The following is a 16,208-nucleotide window of genomic DNA, read 5'->3' on the forward strand; positions in this document are numbered from 1 at the left end:
GTGTGGTTCAGACGGGGACTTCCGCGCTGAGCACGATGGTCTGTTCCTCGGGTAGGTGAAGGAACTCAGCTTGACTGGCGGCGTTGTGGGCCAGGCCGATGAACAGCCGTTTACGCCAGGTCGCCATCCCGGGACTTCGGGTGCAGCGCAATGTGATCTTCGAGACGAAGTAGGAGACCTGGTCGAGCGTGACCCCTTTGGCGACGGGGTGGGCGGCGGCGCGGCGCAGGACCTCGGGGAAGTCGGGAGGGTCCTGGAAGCCGAAGACGGCGGTGATGTGGATGATGCCGTCGTCCGGGTCACCCAGATCGTCGATGGTCAGTCGCTGATCCCAGGGGATGTGCGGGATGTTCGCGGTCCGACCGGTGATGAGCACGATTCGGTCGTGCCGAACGTGGTTGTGCGCGACGTTCGCGCGTAGTGCCAGCGGCGTGGTCTCCTTGTTCGGATGGGGGAACACCGCGGTGCCCGGCACCCACGGGAGGTCCACGTCATGCAGGGTCTCGATGAAGTCCGGTAGTGGGCCTTCCCGTTCGGTGCGCCGGGCGGTGACCAGCTCGGCACCGCGCTGCCACGTCATCAGGATCGTGAACACGACGATCGCGATGAGCAGCGTCAGCCAGCCTCCGTGGCTGACCTTGGCCAGGTTCGCGGTGAAGAAGATCAGCTCGATGCTGCCGAACACCACCCCGAACAGCGCCACCCGCCGTGCGGACCAGCGCCAACGCCGCGACGCGACGACCAGGAACAGGGTCGTGGTGATCAGGAATGTGCCGGTGACCGCCACCCCGTAGGCGGCGGCCAGTCTCGTCGACGAGCCGAACGCGAACACCACCACCATGACCGCGGCGAACAGGCTCCAGTTCACCCCGGGCGCGTAGATCTGCCCGTACTCGCGGTGGGAGGTCTGCCGGATGCGCAGGTGCGGCAGGAAACCCAGTCGCATCGCCTCCCGGGACACCGAGAACGCCCCGGAGATCACCGCCTGGGACGCGATCACGGTGGCCACGGTGGCCAGGACGACCATCGGCAGCCGCGCCCAGTTCGGCACCAGCAGGAAGAACGGATCGGCCCGGCTGTCCGGCGCTCGGAGGATCAACGCGCCCTGACCCAGGTAGTTGAGCGTCAACGCGGGAAACACGATCGCGAACCAGGCCCGCCGAATCGGGGCGCGGCCGAAATGGCCCATGTCGGCGTAGAGCGCCTCCGCGCCGGTGATCGCCAGCACCACCGCGCCCATCGCCACGAACGCGGTGACCGGGTGGTCGACCACGAACAGGACCGCATACGCCGGTGACAGCCCGGCCAGGATGCCCGGGTCACGCACCACCTCGGCGGCACCGGCCACGCCCAGGCAGGCGAACCAGAACAGCATGATCGGCCCGAACACGGCTCCCACCCGACCGGTGCCCCAGCGCTGTCCGACGAACAGCAGGGTGAGGATCACCGCCGCCAGCGGCAGCACGACCACGGCCAACCCCGGGGAGGTGACCTCCAGCCCCTCCACCGCCGACAACACCGAGATCGCCGGGGTGATCACGCTGTCGCCGTAGAACAGGGCGGCGCCGAGCGCCCCGAGCGCCATCACCCCGGCGGCGCGCCTTCCGCTGCCGGCACGCAGCGCCCGGCGGGCGAGGGCAGCCAGGGCCATCACCCCACCCTCGCCGTCGTTGTCGGTCCGCAGGATGAAGATGACGTATTTGATCGACACGACCAGGGTGATCGACCAGAAGACCAGCGAGATCACGCCGAACACGTCGCGGTTGTTCGGCACCAGGCCGCGATCAAGGGTGAAGACCGTCTTCAGCGCGTACAGCGGGCTGGTGCCGATGTCGCCGAACACCACACCCAACGCGCCCAGGAGCAACACCGCCCCGGCCGCCTTCCCGGCCGTCCGGTGACCCGCCGGCGATGCCTGGGGCACCGCTCCGCCGTCCGCGATCGGCCCGTTGCCACCGACCGCAGGCTGCTCGTTGTTCGATTGCTCCGACACCCCACAGGCATACCAACCCCACGCCGGTCGCTGCCCGAGAAGGCGGATGCTCAGCCGCGCTCCGGTGAGCCGGTCACCCGATGGGAGGCCGCGTGCATCACCTCGGTCAGCAACCGGCGAACGTGCCCGTCCCTGGCTCGGTAGAGCGCGCGCCGGCCCTCCCGGCGCACGCTCACCAACCCGGCCAGCCGGAGCTTGCCGAGGTGCTGGGACACCGCCGGGCGTGCCATGCCCACCGCCGACACCAACGCGGTCACGTCGTGCTCGCCGTCGCCGAGTAGGCACATCAGCCGCAGCCGGGTGGCGTCGGACAGCATCTGCAGCATCTCCGTCGCCGCCTCCACCTGGTCGCCGCCAGGAAGGCGCTGTTGCAGGTCACTGGCATCTGCAACGTTGTCGCGTGCGTACATGAGCACATATTATCGCCGGCGGCCCGGGTACGGACTGTCCGTGTGGCCGCGAGCCAGGAGGTGCCAGTGAACGACCACGATCACGAACACGGCCACGGCCACTCGCACCACGAACCTGGCCACCGGCACGGCGGCCTGGTAGCCGCATGGTGGCACCGACTGACGCACACCGTCGTCCCGCACTCCCATGACTCCCGGGCGAAGATCGACCCAACCCTGGAGACCTCCCGCGACGGGCTACGAGCCCTGTGGATCTCCTTGGTCGGGCTCGGGATCACGGCCGCCGCCCAGGCGGTCATCGTCGCGCTCTCCGGCTCGGTCGCCCTGCTCGGCGACACCCTGCACAACGTCGCCGACGCCCTGACCGCCGTACCGCTGGGGATCGCATTCGTGCTCGGCCGGCGGGCCGCCACGCGCGCCTACACCTACGGCTACGGCCGTGCGGAGGACCTGGCCGGCATCGTCATCGTCGCCGCCATCGCCGGTTCCGCCGTCGCCGCCGCCTGGACGGCGGCCAGCCGCCTGCTGCACCCCGCCGAGGTGACCCACCTGCCCTGGGTGGCCGCCGCCGGTCTCGTCGGGTTCCTCGGCAACGAGGCCGTCGCCCGGTACCGCATCCGCGTCGGTCGCCGTATCGGCTCGGCCGCCCTCATCGCCGACGGCCTGCACGCCCGCACCGACGGCTACACCTCCCTCGCCGTCCTCGCCGCGGCCGGGGGCGTCGCACTCGGATGGCGGTGGGCCGACCCGGTCGTCGGCCTGGTCATCGCCGCCGCCATCACCTTCGTCCTCAAGGACGCCGCCCGTGAGGTCTACCGACGCCTCATGGACGCCGTCGACCCCGCCATCGTCGACCGGGCCGAGACCACCCTGCGCGCCGTCGACGGCGTGCAGGACGTGGCATCGGTCCGGCTCCGCTGGATCGGCCACCGGCTACACGCCGAAGCCGAACTCGTCGTCGACGCGCACCTGAGCCTCGTCGCCGCGCACGAGATCGCCGCCGACGCCGAGCACCAACTCACCCATGCCGTGCCCAGACTGACCAGTGCCACCGTGCACACCGACCCGGACAGCCACCCCGGCGGGCACCACCACACCGACCTGTCCCACCAGCGCCGCCAATCGCCTCGCTCGTAAGTCCTTCAGGCGACGCAGACACCTCGGCCGCGCAGGAGGTGACCGTGGAGACGATCACCGCGGGCGCTAGCACCCACTCCGGCGGGGCGGATCACCGCCCCGCCGGAATGGGTTCAGTGGCCCCGCGTGGCCCGGCGGATCTCCACCGGCAGGGCCGGCGCGCCGTCGACCGGAGCCGGGTCCTCCGGCGTGGCGGCGATCCCGCCGGCCGCGATCCGGTCCAGCGTGGCCAGCCCCGCCTCGTCGACCGTACCGAAAACGGTGTAATTGGGGCGCAGCGCCGAATCGGACTGGACCAGGAAGAACTGGCTGCCGTTCGTGTCCGGCCCGGCGTTGGCCATCGCCAGCGTTCCCCGAGCGTAGAGCCGGCGAACCCCGGTCGGGTCGGTCGGCGCCGGCGGCAGGTCGGTGGGGAGCTCGTCGGCGTACCGGTAGCCGGGCCCACCCTCGCCGGTGCCGGACGGGTCGCCGCACTGCAACACCTTCAACGTCGGGTACGCGGTGAGCCGGTGGCAGGACGTCCGGTCATAGAACTTGTGCCGGGCCAGATGCAGGAAGCTCTGCACGGTGCACGGGGCCTGTCCTCGGTCAAGGGTCAGCCCGATCGGCCCCTGGCTGGTCAGCAAGGTGACCCGGACCGTGCCGCGGTCGGGCATCCGCCGCGGGTCCGGCGGCAACGACACCGGCCGGGCCGCGGGCTCGTCCGGCGTCGGCGTGTACGCACACGGCCCCTTCGTGGGCGCCGGCACGGCGGCCGGCGTCGCGACGGCGGCAGCGCCCCCGGAAGCGACCAGCGCGGCGGAGACCGCGGCCACGCCCGCGAGGCGGGACAGCAGCGGCGGGGCGGTGTGCGGTCGGGTTTCGCTCGACACGTGGATCCTCCCTGGACTCGCGGTATCAGAAAGACCGAAGTCTATGGATATGGTGACCCGATGTCGATCGCGACCCCGGCCGGCATCAGCCCTCACAGGGAGCGCGACAGCCGCGATACAGGGCACCGACGGTCCCGCCTACCAGCGGTACGCAGGCTCGCCCGATGCAGCGGTCGTCGGCTCCAACCCACCGCCGCCGGGTTTCAGCCGCCCGTTCGGCAGGCACAGGTCAACCGGCTCGGTGGTCTCCCGCTCCTGCGTCAGGGAGGCAGGCTAACGGCTCATCCCAGCACGGTCCCTTCGGCGGCCTTCAGCTGAGCTGTTCGGCCAGTCCGACGATGATGCCCTCGGGGCCGCGGACGTAGCAGAGCCGATAGCTGTCCTCGTACCGCGCCAGCTCGCCGACAAGTTCGGCGCCATGGGTGCGCAGGCGGGCAACGACGTCCTCGATGTCGTCGACGGCGAACATGATGCGACGAATGCCCAGCGTGTTCGCCGGTGCATCCTGCGGCCCGGCGCTGATCGCCTTCGGAGTGTGGAACATCGCCAGCTCGATTCGGCCGTGGCCGTCCGGGGTCCGCAGCATTGCGATGTCCTGTCGGACGTCGTCGATCCCGATGACGCGCTCCACCCAACGCCCCTCGACTGGCCCCTTGCCCTCCAGCTCCATGCCAAGTTCGACGAAGAACGAAATAACGGCGTCAAGGTCGTCGACAACGATGAGGACGTTGTCCATGCGCTGGATCGTCATGCTGGGTCTCCTTGGCGTCGCACGGCCACGGTGGCCGCACCCCCACTCCTGAGACGGAGCCGCCAGGCCGTTCACGACATCGTTGCAACATCTTCTGTGGGAACTAGGGAGAGACAGCACCCAGCATGTCAGCCAAGCCCCCGGTTCCGATGATTTGGACGCCAAGCCGGTTTGCCGGACATTCACCTTAGACTTTACGGCGAGGATCATCGCCGAGTACGACGCCACCCCGAACGCCACGGCTCGTGGAGCGACCCTGCGCCGGGAACGGTGTGCCGGTGGTCGGGTCCCAGATCCGAGTCGTGTGATCGTTGCTCGTGGTGGCGGTGCGAGCGCCGTCGGGTGACATGGCAGCGGCACCGCCTGACCCGCCCCTTCGCACCGCGCGGCGTACGGAAATCCTCGAAGTAATCTCAGCGGAGCGTGTCGGATCGAGGCAGGGGCGTTCGTAGCAGGGGTGAAAGGCGGCCCGGGGGGGCGGCCACACGACGACAGGAGATGACCTCGATGGCGCAGTACCTGCTTTCCGTGCTCACCGAAACAACCGATCTCGCCACCGCGGAGGAGATGGCCGCGATAGACACCTTCAACGAGCATCTCCAGGCCGACGGCCACTGGGTCTTCGCCGGCGGCCTCGCGTCGCCCAGCACGGCCACCGTCATCGACGGGAGAGACGGGGAGCCGGTGTTCACCGACGGGCCCTACCTGGAGTCGAAGGAGCACATCGTCGGCTTCTGGATCATCGAGGCGCCCCACCTCGACGTGGCGCTGCGGCTCGCCGCCCAGGGTTCGAAGAGCTGTAACCGGCGGATCGAGCTCCGGCCGTTCCTGGGCGAATGACCGACGTCGGCGAGGTGATCACCCGGGTTCACCGCGAGGAGTGGGCCCGGGTGGTTGCGACCCTGGCCAGGCGCCTCGGGGACCTTGACGTCGCCGAGGAGATGGCCGCCGAAGCGTTCGCGATCGCCGTCGAACGCTGGCCGGTCGACGGCGTACCGCCGAATCCCGGCGCATGGCTCACCACCACCGCCCACCGCAAGGCCATCGACCGGATCCGGCGCGAGGCCAGGCGCGAGGAAAAGCACAAGGAGGCGCTGATGCTGTTCGACACCCCCGAGCCGCTCGGCGCCATCGACGACGACCGGCTCCGGCTCATCTTCACCTGCTGCCACCCCGCTCTCGCCATGGAGGCGCGGATCGCGCTGACCCTCCGGCTGGTCGGCGGGCTCACCATGCCCGAGATCGCCCGCGCGTTCCTGGTCGAGGAGACCGCCATGGGTCGGCGGATCAGCCGCGCGAAGGCGAAGATCAAGGCGGCGAGGATTCCCTATGGCGTGCCGTTCCGTGAGGACCTCCGGGCCCGGGTAGCCGGGGTGCTCGCCGTCCTCTATCTGATCTTCAACGAGGGCTACCTGGCCTCGAACCCCGAGAAGGAGGCGGTCCGCAGCGACCTGACCGCCGAGGCGATCCGGCTGACCCGGCTGGTTCGTGCCCTGATGCCGGCGGACGGCGAGGTCGCGGGACTCCTGGCACTGATGCTCCTGACGGAGGCCCGCCGGGCCGCGCGGGTGTCGGCGAGCGGTGAGCTCGTCACCCTCGCCGAGCAGGACCGCGGCGCCTGGGATCGCGAACTGATCACCGAGGGCCACGCCCTGGTCCGCGCACGCCTTGCCTCCGGCCAGGCGCCGGGGCGTTACCAGATTCTCGCCGCGATCAACGCCGTCCACACCGACGCCCGCGATGTCCGTGACACCGACTGGTCGCAGGTCGTCGCGCTCTACGACCAGCTGGTCCGCCTCGACCCCTCGCCGATCGTGCGGCTCAACCGGGCGGTCGCGGTCGCCGAGCTCGACGGCCCGGAGGTCGCGCTGGCGGAGGTTGACCGTCTGCCGCTGGAGGGCTACCACGCCTTCCACGCGACCCGCGCCGACCTGCTGCGCCGGCTGGGCCGGAGCGAGGAATCGCGGGCGGCGTACGACCGGGCCATCGGACTGGCCGGCAACACCGCCGAGACGGCGTACCTCATCCGCCGCCGCGACCAGTTGGCCGGCCCGTGAACCGCACCGCCCCGGTCACCGCCTCAGCCGCATACTCCAGCAGCCGGCAGCCGGCAGCCGGCAGGCGGTCGCCAACGGAGCCGCCCGATCCCTCGGCCGAGCCGGAACTTCGCGCAACGCATCGGGTTGTGGACGCGATGCGGCACAACCCGAACCGCATTCATGCTGTTCAGCAGCTGTTGCCGCCGACTCCAGGAGGATGCGTTGATCTTGCTGGCGTGTTCGCGGATCGGTTTCGAGGCTCGGCGGTTGCCTCTGCGGCGGTCCATGACGCTAGAAGATCCAGGGCGTGGGCGGTGGGTGAGGCGGGTTCGGCGACGTAGAGGGTGAGGGTGAGTCCGGGTTCGGAGACCATTTCCACGCTTTCGTAGGCGAGTTCGAGATTGCCGACGTCACGGTGGTGGAAGTGTTTGGTTCCGGCGCCGTGGGCTCTGACGTTGTGGGCGCTCCAGCGCCGGCGGAAGGCGTCGCTGCGGGTGGACAGTTCGCCGACGAGGTCGTGCAGGTCTTTGTCGTGGGGATCGCGGCCTGCCTCGGTATGCAGGATGGCGACGCACGTGTCGGCGGCCAGGTCCCAGTCGGGGTAGAAGTCCCGGGCGGCGTCCAGGTGCAGGAACGTGAACCGGGCGAAGTTCGGGCAGTCCTCGGGTGCGGTGTCGTAGACGGTGGCGTGCATGGCGCGGCCGAGGTGGTTGGCGGCGAGCAGGTCCATGCGGCCGTTGCGAACGATGGCCGGAGCGGTGAACCGGTCGAGGACCCATTGCAGGCTGGGCCGGGGTGTCCATCGTTTCGTCGGGCGGCGGCGGGGTCGCATGCCCGCGCTGGTGCCGTCGGCGGCATGGGCGAGGTGGAACAGGTGGGCTCGTTCGGCGTCGTCGAGTTGCAGGGCTCGGGCGAGAGCGTCGAGGACGGAGGCGGAGACGCCGGCGATCGCTCCGCGTTCGAGTTTGGAGTAGTACTCGATGCTCACCCCGGCGAGGGTGGCGACCTCGCCGCGACGCAGTCCGGGCACGCGCCGTCGACCGATGTCGGGTATTCCGGCCTGCTGCGGGGTGATCTTGGATCGTCGGGAGACGAGGAAATCGCGGACCTCGGCGCGGTTGTCCATGTCATCGACGGTACGACGCGTCAGCTGGGTGCCGGGGTGCTCTGTCAGTACACGTTTCACTGGTGACTCCCTGGCGCCGGCCGGATGGGGTTTGCTTGGTTGGTGGCCGCCCCACGAACTGCACAGCCGCCCGTTTTGTGACGGTACGAAGCGCGAGGTGGTTGGCGAGCCATCAAGATCTGAAAGGTTGTCTCTCGATGAATCCGACGTACGATTTCTCCGGGAAAGTCGCCTTCGTCACCGGTGCCAGTTCCGGCATGGGCTTGTCGACCGCCCGCGCGTTCGCGCAGGCCGGTGCCGCCGTCGCGCTGGTGGACATCAACGAGGCCGCCGTCAACGCCGCTGCCGAGGAGCTGCGCGCTCTGGGCTCCCCGGTGCTCGGCATGCGTTGTGACGTGGCCGACGAGGCCAGCGTCGCCGCCGCGGTCGCGGCGACGGTCAAGCAGTTCGGCCGACTGGACATGGCTTTCAACAACGCCGGCATCCAGGTTCCGCCCAGCGATGCCGCCGACGAACGGGCCGAGATCTTCGACCGGGTCAACGCGATCAACCTGCGCGGGGTGTGGGCCAGCATGAAGCACGAACTGGTCCAGATGCGCAGCCAGGCCAGCGGTGCCATCGTCAACTGCTCCTCGCTCGGCGGCTTGGTCGGCCTGCCCGGCCGGGCCGCGTACCACGCGTCCAAGCACGGTGTGCTCGGTCTGACCAGCAGCGCCGCGCTGGAGTACGCACCGCGTGGCATCCGGATCAACGCGGTATGCCCCGGCACGATCGCGACCCCGATGGTCACCGACATGATCGACAAGGGTGAGCTTGACCTGGCTGAGGCGGTGGCCAACCAGCCCATCAACCGGCTCGGCGAACCGGAGGAGATCGCAGCCACAGTGCTGTGGCTATGCAGTCCCGGCGCGAGTTTCGTCGTCGGGGTGGCCTTGCCCGTCGACGGTGGCTACACCGCCCGCTGAGCGGCGGTACCAGCACCTCAGAGACGGGCCGCCAAGCCTACTGGCCAGCGGGTCTTTCGGAGGCAGAGACGCCGAACAGCCATCGAGTCGCCCGACAGTTCGGAGACGATCACTATGAATAGACGCGTCGTCGCGGCCCTGGCCATGGTTCTGCTGACGTCGGTGTCTGGGTGTGACACCCAGACCGAGGAGCCCGCTGCCGTGCCGTCCACGGCAGCGCCCCAGCCCGAGACATCCACGGGAGCATCGATGAGCACGGCACGGATACGGTTCACCACCGGCGACATCAGCATCGTGGTGCGTCTTGCGGACAACCCGACGAGCCGCGACCTCGTCTCACGGCTTCCGCTGGCCTTGACCTTCGAGGAATTCGCCGGCCGGGAGAAGATCAGCTACCTGCCGCACAGGCTGGACACCGACGGCTCGCCGGGCAGCACCCCGAGCAACGGCACCCTCATCTACTACAAGCCCTGGGGCAACCTCGGCTTCTACTACAACGCCACCGGCGGACACGACGACAACCTCATCCCACTCGGCACCGTGGAGACCGGCATGGATCAGCTGGACCGGCTCGAACAGGGCCAGATCACCGTCGAACCAATCAGGTGACCATCACCGCAGGCCTCCATCGCGGCGTGACCGCAACCTGATCACCGTCGCCGCCCTGCTCACCGGTGGCAACACCGAACAGCTCACCTTTTACCTCGTGAAGGATTCTCGATCATGCGTGGCACTGTCTTGTACGCCCCGGGCGACGTGCGGGTGGAAACCCGTGACGACCCGCGCATCGAACAACCCTCCGACGCGATCATCCGCATCGCCGCAGCCTGCGTGTGCGGGTCGGATCTGTGGTCCTACCGCGGCATCGAGCCCGTCAACGGTCCGACACCGATGGGCCACGAGTACGTCGGCATCGTCGAAGAAGTCGGCAGCCAGGTCACCACGATCCGGCCGGGCCAGTTCGTCGTCGGCTCGTTCGCCGCATCGGACAACACCTGCGAGATCTGCCAGGCCGGATACCAGACCTCGTGCGTGCACCGCGAATGGATCGGCGCGCTCGGCGCCCAGGCCGAGTACCTACGAGTGCCGCTCGCCGATGGCACCCTCGTGGCCGCACCCGACCGCCCGTCCGACGATGTGATCGCGGGCCTGCTGGCCGCCTCCGACGTGCTGGGCACCGGCTGGTTCGGCGCGGTCGCAGCCGAGGTGCAGCCGGGCAAGACCGTCGCCGTCGTCGGTGACGGGGCCGTCGGCCTGCTCGCCGTGCTCGCCGCCAAGCACCTGGGCGCCGAGCGGATCATTGCGATGAGCCGGCACACCGACCGGCAGAACCTCGCCCTCGAATATGGGGCGACCGACATCGTCACCGAACGCGGCGACGAGGGAGTCGCACAGATCAAAGACCTCACCGGCGGGCTCGGCGCCCACTCGGTCATCGAGGCCGTCGGCACCCAGGAATCGATGATGCAAGCCATCCGCGCCACCCGGCCCGGCGGCCACGTCGGCTACGTCGGCGTCGCCCACGGCATCCAACTGCCCGGCGAGGAACTTTTCTACTCCCACGTCCACCTGCACGGCGGACCCGCGCCGGTACGCCGGTTCCTGCCCGAACTCGTCGACCTGATCACCAGCGGCACGATCGACCCGGGCAAGGTCTTCGACCTCACCCTGCCCCTCGACCAGGCCGCCGAGGGCTACCGGGCGATGGACGAACGCCGCGCCATCAAAGCCCTGCTGCGTCCCTGAGCCGAACACGGAGCACACCATGGAACTCAAGCCCGTCGCCGCCACCGTCAAGACACCCGCACAGAACTTCACGGGCGACGTCTACATGACACCGATCTACAGCGGAACCGGCCCGTCCCGGATGACCGTCGCGCTCGTACGGTTCACCCCAGGCGCATACACCAACTGGCACTCCCACGCCGTCGGCCAAACCCTGCACGTCACCGACGGCATCGGCCTCGTCGGCACCCGCGACGGCCGCGTCCTGCGCGTACGCGCCGGAGACACCGTGATCTGCCCGCCCGGCGAGGAACACTGGCACGGCGCAACGGCCGACACCTTCATGAGCCACCTGGCCATGCTCGAAGCCAACCCCGACGGCAGCGACCCCACCACCTGGCTCGAACCCGTGGTTGACGACCACTACCAGCACGCCAACCGGGCCTAAGAAGCGCTACGGCCGACCCGAACACAGGGTCGATGTAGCAACGAACCCGCATCGCCACAGGTCAGCGGCGATGCGGGTTCATCCAGATGTCCACGGTGGATCAACCGGCAGTCGAACCCGGAAAGCCTCCGCGCTGCCAGTTGCGCCAGGACGGAACCGCTGCTCAGCACCGGCCGCCATCACGATGCCTTGTTGGACCTGCTGGCGCCGGTCCTGTAGCGGTGCGGCACGCCGTCGACAACGCGCCCAGCACACCTGCCGGATCATGCACGATGCTGTGTCCGTCACTGATCACCCGGCGGGTGCCGGGGTCGACCGGGTCCGTGTCCGCCCAGCTCACCGGCACGACGCCGATCTCGACATCAAGGCCTGACGAACGTCGTACGCGGACTTCTCTGAGCGGCCCCCAGTCGTCCAGTCGGACGACCTCACCACCGAGCAGGCCTGTCCAGACGTCCGGCTCCGCATGACGCGGGTTGTCCGTCAGGATCACGATGTCGACGTCGGAGTCCATCCGCGCAGCTCCGCGTGCCCAGGAGCCCACGACCACCACCCCGCGGGCGTCCTCGCGCTCAGCCGCCCATCCGGTCACCATGGCGACCACCGATCGAACTTCCTGGGCTCGCTCCCCCGTCACCATGCGGCCGAGTGTGCCACGCAACCGGGGACATCGAGGACCATGGCGCTGCCTCAGCCGGGCAGGTCACGCCTTGTCGGCGGCGTGAAGCCGTCCGCCTCCTCCGCGGACGCCGACCAACTCGCGAGCAAGCGGAGGGCGTCCTGGCTGCCGTACCGGGTTCGGCGTGGTAGGCGGTCAGGGTGAGCCCCGGGTCGGCCGGGAGTGGCATCGCTTCGAAGCCCAGGCTGAGGTCCCCGACGCCGGGGTGTGCCCGCTCATCAGGCATCTTGACAGCGAAAGCTAATAGCATTAGCTTTTTGGCTACAGCGAATAGCTAACGGCGCCTGGGGCTTCGCGGCGTTCCTCGCCGCCCCAGCCCCGCGCCTCACCCCCAACCAGCCAAGGAGCCCCCCGATCAGCCGGATCCGAGTCGGCGCCGCCGCCCTCGCCGCCGCAGCCGTCATGTTCATCCTCTACCCCGCCCTCCGCCCCTGGCACGACGAGTCCACCGCAGCCGGCGCCCTCGCCGCGCTGTCCGCCAGCACCTGGGTGCCTTCGCACACCTTCGCCATGATCGGTTTCATCCTGGTGCCGCTCGGCCTCCTCGCCCTCGCCCAGGCCGTCGCCGCCACCCGGGCCGGCCGCACCGCCGTCACCGCCTTCGTCACCAGCGCGATCGGCGCCGGTCTGGTCCTGCCCTACTACGGCGCCGAGGCGTTCGGCCTGCACGCGATCGCGACCCAGGCCGCCGCCAACCCGCAGATCGACCTGATCGCCGTGGCCAACCAGGTACGGTTCGACCCGGTGGCGGTCTCCACCTTCGGGGTGGGCCTGCTGGCGCTTGCTCTCGGCACTGCCCTCGCTGCGGTGGCGGTCTGGCGCAGCGGCCTGATGTCCAAGCTCAGCGCGGTGCCGTTCGCCCTCGGATTTCTGCTCTTCCTGCCGCAGTTCTTCGCTCCGCCGGCCGTCCGAATCGGGCACGGGGTGCTGGTGGGCGTCGGGCTGCTCTGGCTCGCCACGACGCTGTGGCGGACGAGCCCCGAGCGGTGACCGTCCGCCCGGGACGGGCGCGGGGCCGTCTTTGACCGGACGGTCTCGGCCCGCGGGCACCGCCGACACGCGGGGTGGAAACCGCCTGACGCGTCCGCTCCGCGGCACCGGCATCTGGTTGTGGTCGGTCGTCGCGGCTGCTCAATGGCTCGTCGGCTTATCCGGCGTCGGCAGGTGACGGGCGAGGAGCTGGGCCAGGTGCTCCCCGGGCCGGTCGGCGAGCGCGTCGAGCTGGGTACGGCAGCTGAACCCGTCGGCGAGCACGACGGCGTCGGTTGCCGCATCGCGTACCGCGGGAAGCAGATCGTGCTCCGCGACGGCGACGGAGACGTCGTGGTGGCCCCGCTCGACGCCGAAGTTGCCGGCCAGGCCGCAGCAGCCACCGAGTCGCCGGACTGCGGCACCGGCCCGCTTCAGCAGCGCCGCGTCGGTGTCCCAGCCCAGCACGGCGTGATGGTGGCAGTGCGGCTGGGCGACGGCGCTGGCCCCGGTGAGGTCGGGCGGGGTCCAGTCGGGAGTGGCGCTCAGCAGCTCGGCCAGCGTGCGGGTGGCCGCTGCGACCTCCGCGGCGGCGTCCGCCTCCGCACCGTCCAGCAGCTCGAGCGCGTCGGAACGCAGCACTGCGGTGCAGGACGGTTCCAGGCCGACCACCGTCGCGCCAGCCCGTACGTGCGGGGCCAGCGCGGCGACGGTGGCGCGGACCTGGCGGCGGGCGCCGTCGAGCTGGCCGGTGGAGATCCAGGTCAGCCCGCAGCAGACCGGCTTCTCGGTCACGCGTACCCGGTACCCGGCCTGCTCCAGCACCGCCACGGCCGCCCGCCCGACCTCGGGTGAGAAGGCGTCGGTGAAGGTGTCAACGAACAGGACCACGTCTCCGTGCCGCCCCTGGGACGACGGCAGGTCGCGCCGGGCGAACCAGCGCCGGAATGTCGTGGTGGCGAAGCCTGGCAGCGTACGCCGGGCGTCGACCCCGGCGGACCAGGTGATGAGCGGGTGCAGCACGGCCGACCGCATCATCACGTTGACCACCCGGGTCACGGCCGGCACGCGACCCACCAGCCGAGCCCAGCGAGGCAGCCGGCCGAGGAGGTAGTGCGACCGGGGGCGGATCCGCCGGCGGTAGCGCTGGTGCAGCGCCTCGGCCTTGTAGGCGGCCATGTCCACCCCGGTCGGACAGTCCGCGGAGCAGCCCTTGCAGGCCAGGCAGAGGTCCAGCGCGTCGTGCAGCGCGGCGGAGCGCCAGCCGTCCGGCCCGAGCCGTCCGGAGACCACGTCCTGGAGTACGCGGGCGCGTCCCCGGGTGGAGTCCTTTTCGTCCCGGGTGGCCAGGAACGACGGGCACATCACGCCGCCGGACCCGGTGGTGTCGGCGCGGCACTTACCGACGCCGGTGCAGCGGTGCACGGCCATCGACAGGTCACCCCGGTCGTGCCGGTAGGCGAGCGCGAGGGTGGGTAGCTCGGTGCGGCGTAGCGGCGGCGCGGCGGCGACCCGCACGTCGGCGTCCAGGGGCGCCGGTCGGACGATGACGCCCGGGTTGAGCACGTCGTGCGGGTCGAAGACCGCCTTGACCCGCTCGAACAGGGCGATCGCGTCGGGCGAGTACATCAGCGGCAGCAGTTCGCCGCGGGCACGCCCATCCCCGTGCTCGCCGGACATCGACCCGCCGTGCCGGGCGGCCAGCCCTCCGGCGGCGTACAGGAAGTCCTTGAAGACCTGGGTGCCGTTGGCGGCGGTCAGCGGGAAGTCGATGCGGATGTGCACGCAGCCGTCGCCGAAGTGCCCGTACGGCACCCCGGTCAGCCGGTGCTCGGCCAGCAGCGCCTCGAACTCGCGCAGGTACGCGCCGAGCTTCTCGGGTGGTACGGCGGCGTCCTCCCACCCGGCGTGGGCGGGCGCGCCGGCGGGCGTACGGGCGGACAGCCCGGCACCGTCCTCCCGGATGCGCCACAGGGCCGCGGCGTGGGCCGGGTCGGTGACCACCATCGCCTCGAGCGCGCCCGCGCCGGCGGCCAGGCGCTGCGCGGTGTCCAGCACCACGGGCCGCTCGTCGCCCGCCAACTCCACCAGCAGCCAGCCGTCGCCCCGGGGCAGGTCGGGCACCGCGGCGTCACCCCGGCGGGCGCGGACGACATCCACGATCCGCCCGTCCAGACCCTCGCAGGCGATCGGGGCGTACGGCAGGATGGCCCGCACCGCGTCCGCGGCCTCCACCATGGACGGGTAGCCGAGCGCCACCAGGACGCGTACGGGGGCGTCGCGAACCAGGCGGACGCGGGCCGCGAGGGTGAGGGCCAGGGTGCCCTCGGAGCCGACCAGCGCGCGGGCCACGTCGAAGCCCTGCTCGGGCAGCAGATGCTCGAGTGAGTATCCGGATACCTGGCGGCCGAACCGGCCGAGCTCGGTCCTGATCGTGGCCAGGTTTCCCCGGACCAACTGCCGGAGGTCCGTCAGCAGCGGCGAGGCCTCGGTCGCGCCGTCGATCGCACCGAGGCGCAGGCGCTCGCCGGTGCCGGCCACCACGTCGAGACCGAGGACATTGTCGCTGGTGCGCCCGTATCCCAGGGCCCGCGACCCGCAGGCGTTGTTGCCGATCATGCCGCCCAGGGTGGCGCGGTTGTGGGTCGACGGGTCGGGGCCGAACCGCAGGCCGTACGGTGCCGCCGCGCGTTGCAGGCTCGCCTGCACGACGCCCGGTTCGACCAGCGCGGTGCGCGTCTCCGGGTCGATCTCCAGCACCCGGTCGAGGTGCCGGCTGGTGTCCACGACGATGCCGGGCCCGACCGCGTTGCCGGCGATCGAGGTGCCGCCGCCGCGCATCGTCACCGCGACCTCATGCTCCGTCGCGACGGCCAGCACGGCGAGCACCTCGTCGACATGTCGGGGCAGGACGACCACCCGCGGCGGAACCCGGTACAGCGACGCGTCGGAGGAGTAGAGGGAACGGCGCAGCGGGGAGTCGTCGACCTCGGCGACGCCGGCGCGGCGCAGCGCGCCGACGAGGTCGCGGGCAGTCGCCGTTTCCGGCGTCCGCCCTGGACCTCGCCGCGCTGCGATCGAACCCGCACCCATG

General features: G+C 70.5%; 16 protein-coding genes. 8 read left to right on the forward strand and 8 right to left on the reverse strand.

All coding sequences use genetic code 11. The features are described 5' to 3' along the window. Window positions 1-7 precede the first annotated feature (7 nt). Complete coding sequence (locus ACNAVT_RS22015) at window positions 8-1,993, reverse strand: potassium transporter Kup (protein WP_416299025.1); 1,986 nt, start codon at window positions 1,991-1,993, stop codon at window positions 8-10. 50 nt (window positions 1,994-2,043) lie between these two features. After that, a complete protein-coding gene (locus tag ACNAVT_RS22020; RefSeq protein ID WP_416299026.1) occupies window positions 2,044-2,403 on the reverse strand; it encodes an ArsR/SmtB family transcription factor in 360 nt (119 codons plus the stop codon). A 66-nt stretch (window positions 2,404-2,469) separates the two neighbouring features. Between ACNAVT_RS22020 and ACNAVT_RS22025 the strand changes: the two genes are divergently transcribed. Beyond that, window positions 2,470-3,540, forward strand: coding sequence for a cation diffusion facilitator family transporter (locus ACNAVT_RS22025; protein ID WP_416299027.1), 1,071 nt, complete (start codon window positions 2,470-2,472; stop codon window positions 3,538-3,540). Between the two features lie 113 nt (window positions 3,541-3,653). On the opposite strand, the gene ACNAVT_RS22030 is transcribed toward ACNAVT_RS22025, so the two are convergent. Both ACNAVT_RS22030 and ACNAVT_RS22035 read right to left on the reverse strand, forming a co-directional pair. Beyond that, a complete protein-coding gene (locus ACNAVT_RS22030; RefSeq protein WP_416299028.1) occupies window positions 3,654-4,412 on the reverse strand; it encodes a peptidylprolyl isomerase in 759 nt (252 codons plus the stop codon). A gap of 310 nt (window positions 4,413-4,722) precedes the next feature. Further along, window positions 4,723-5,163 (reverse strand): VOC family protein, encoded by a 441-nt coding sequence (locus ACNAVT_RS22035; RefSeq protein ID WP_416299029.1) that lies wholly within the window; start codon window positions 5,161-5,163, stop codon window positions 4,723-4,725. A gap of 507 nt (window positions 5,164-5,670) precedes the next feature. On the opposite strand from ACNAVT_RS22035, the gene ACNAVT_RS22040 reads away from it, so the two are divergent. Both ACNAVT_RS22040 and ACNAVT_RS22045 read left to right on the forward strand, forming a co-directional pair. Then, window positions 5,671-6,003 carry a YciI family protein gene (locus tag ACNAVT_RS22040; RefSeq protein WP_416299030.1) on the forward strand — a complete coding sequence of 111 codons (333 nt, stop codon included), beginning with the start codon at window positions 5,671-5,673 and terminating at the stop codon, window positions 6,001-6,003. Further along, window positions 6,000-7,220, forward strand: coding sequence for an RNA polymerase sigma factor (locus ACNAVT_RS22045; protein ID WP_416299031.1), 1,221 nt, complete (start codon window positions 6,000-6,002; stop codon window positions 7,218-7,220). Before ACNAVT_RS22040 ends, ACNAVT_RS22045 begins: the two co-directional genes overlap by 4 nt. A gap of 169 nt (window positions 7,221-7,389) precedes the next feature. On the opposite strand, the gene ACNAVT_RS22050 is transcribed toward ACNAVT_RS22045, so the two are convergent. Next, window positions 7,390-8,328, reverse strand: coding sequence for a helix-turn-helix transcriptional regulator (locus ACNAVT_RS22050; RefSeq protein ID WP_416299032.1), 939 nt, complete (start codon window positions 8,326-8,328; stop codon window positions 7,390-7,392). 197 nt (window positions 8,329-8,525) lie between these two features. Here ACNAVT_RS22050 and ACNAVT_RS22055 point away from each other — a divergent pair, with 197 nt between their 5' ends. From ACNAVT_RS22055 to ACNAVT_RS22070, 4 genes are all read left to right on the forward strand, one after another. Further along, a complete protein-coding gene (locus ACNAVT_RS22055; RefSeq protein WP_416299033.1) occupies window positions 8,526-9,293 on the forward strand; it encodes a glucose 1-dehydrogenase in 768 nt (255 codons plus the stop codon). Window positions 9,294-9,542: 249 nt separating this feature from the next. After that, window positions 9,543-9,902: a cyclophilin-like fold protein gene (locus ACNAVT_RS22060; protein WP_416299034.1), complete on the forward strand. Its 360-nt coding sequence runs from the start codon at window positions 9,543-9,545 to the stop codon at window positions 9,900-9,902. Between the two features lie 114 nt (window positions 9,903-10,016). Then, a complete protein-coding gene (locus ACNAVT_RS22065) occupies window positions 10,017-11,039 on the forward strand; it encodes a zinc-dependent alcohol dehydrogenase family protein (protein WP_416299035.1) in 1,023 nt (340 codons plus the stop codon). 19 nt (window positions 11,040-11,058) lie between these two features. Continuing rightward, window positions 11,059-11,466, forward strand: coding sequence for a cupin domain-containing protein (locus ACNAVT_RS22070; RefSeq protein WP_416299036.1), 408 nt, complete (start codon window positions 11,059-11,061; stop codon window positions 11,464-11,466). A gap of 163 nt (window positions 11,467-11,629) precedes the next feature. Here the strand turns inward: ACNAVT_RS22070 and ACNAVT_RS22075 are convergent, their stop codons facing one another. Continuing rightward, complete coding sequence (locus ACNAVT_RS22075) at window positions 11,630-12,106, reverse strand: nucleotidyltransferase domain-containing protein (protein WP_416299037.1); 477 nt, start codon at window positions 12,104-12,106, stop codon at window positions 11,630-11,632. Continuing rightward, window positions 12,039-12,395 carry a hypothetical protein gene (locus ACNAVT_RS22080; protein ID WP_416299038.1) on the reverse strand — a complete coding sequence of 119 codons (357 nt, stop codon included), beginning with the start codon at window positions 12,393-12,395 and terminating at the stop codon, window positions 12,039-12,041. Before ACNAVT_RS22080 ends, ACNAVT_RS22075 begins: the two co-directional genes overlap by 68 nt. 152 nt (window positions 12,396-12,547) lie before the next feature. On the opposite strand from ACNAVT_RS22080, the gene ACNAVT_RS22085 reads away from it, so the two are divergent. Continuing rightward, entirely contained in the window at window positions 12,548-13,135 is a 588-nt protein-coding gene (locus ACNAVT_RS22085; RefSeq protein ID WP_416299039.1) for a hypothetical protein, read from the forward strand. A 141-nt stretch (window positions 13,136-13,276) separates the two neighbouring features. Here ACNAVT_RS22085 and ACNAVT_RS22090 read toward each other — a convergent pair whose 3' ends face one another. Continuing rightward, a complete protein-coding gene (locus ACNAVT_RS22090) occupies window positions 13,277-16,207 on the reverse strand; it encodes an FAD-binding and (Fe-S)-binding domain-containing protein (protein WP_416299040.1) in 2,931 nt (976 codons plus the stop codon). Between the last annotated feature and the right edge of the window lies 1 nt (window position 16,208).

Origin of the sequence: Micromonospora sp. SL4-19 (assembly GCF_047921475.1) — a bacterium.
Classification (GTDB): domain Bacteria; phylum Actinomycetota; class Actinomycetes; order Mycobacteriales; family Micromonosporaceae; genus Micromonospora.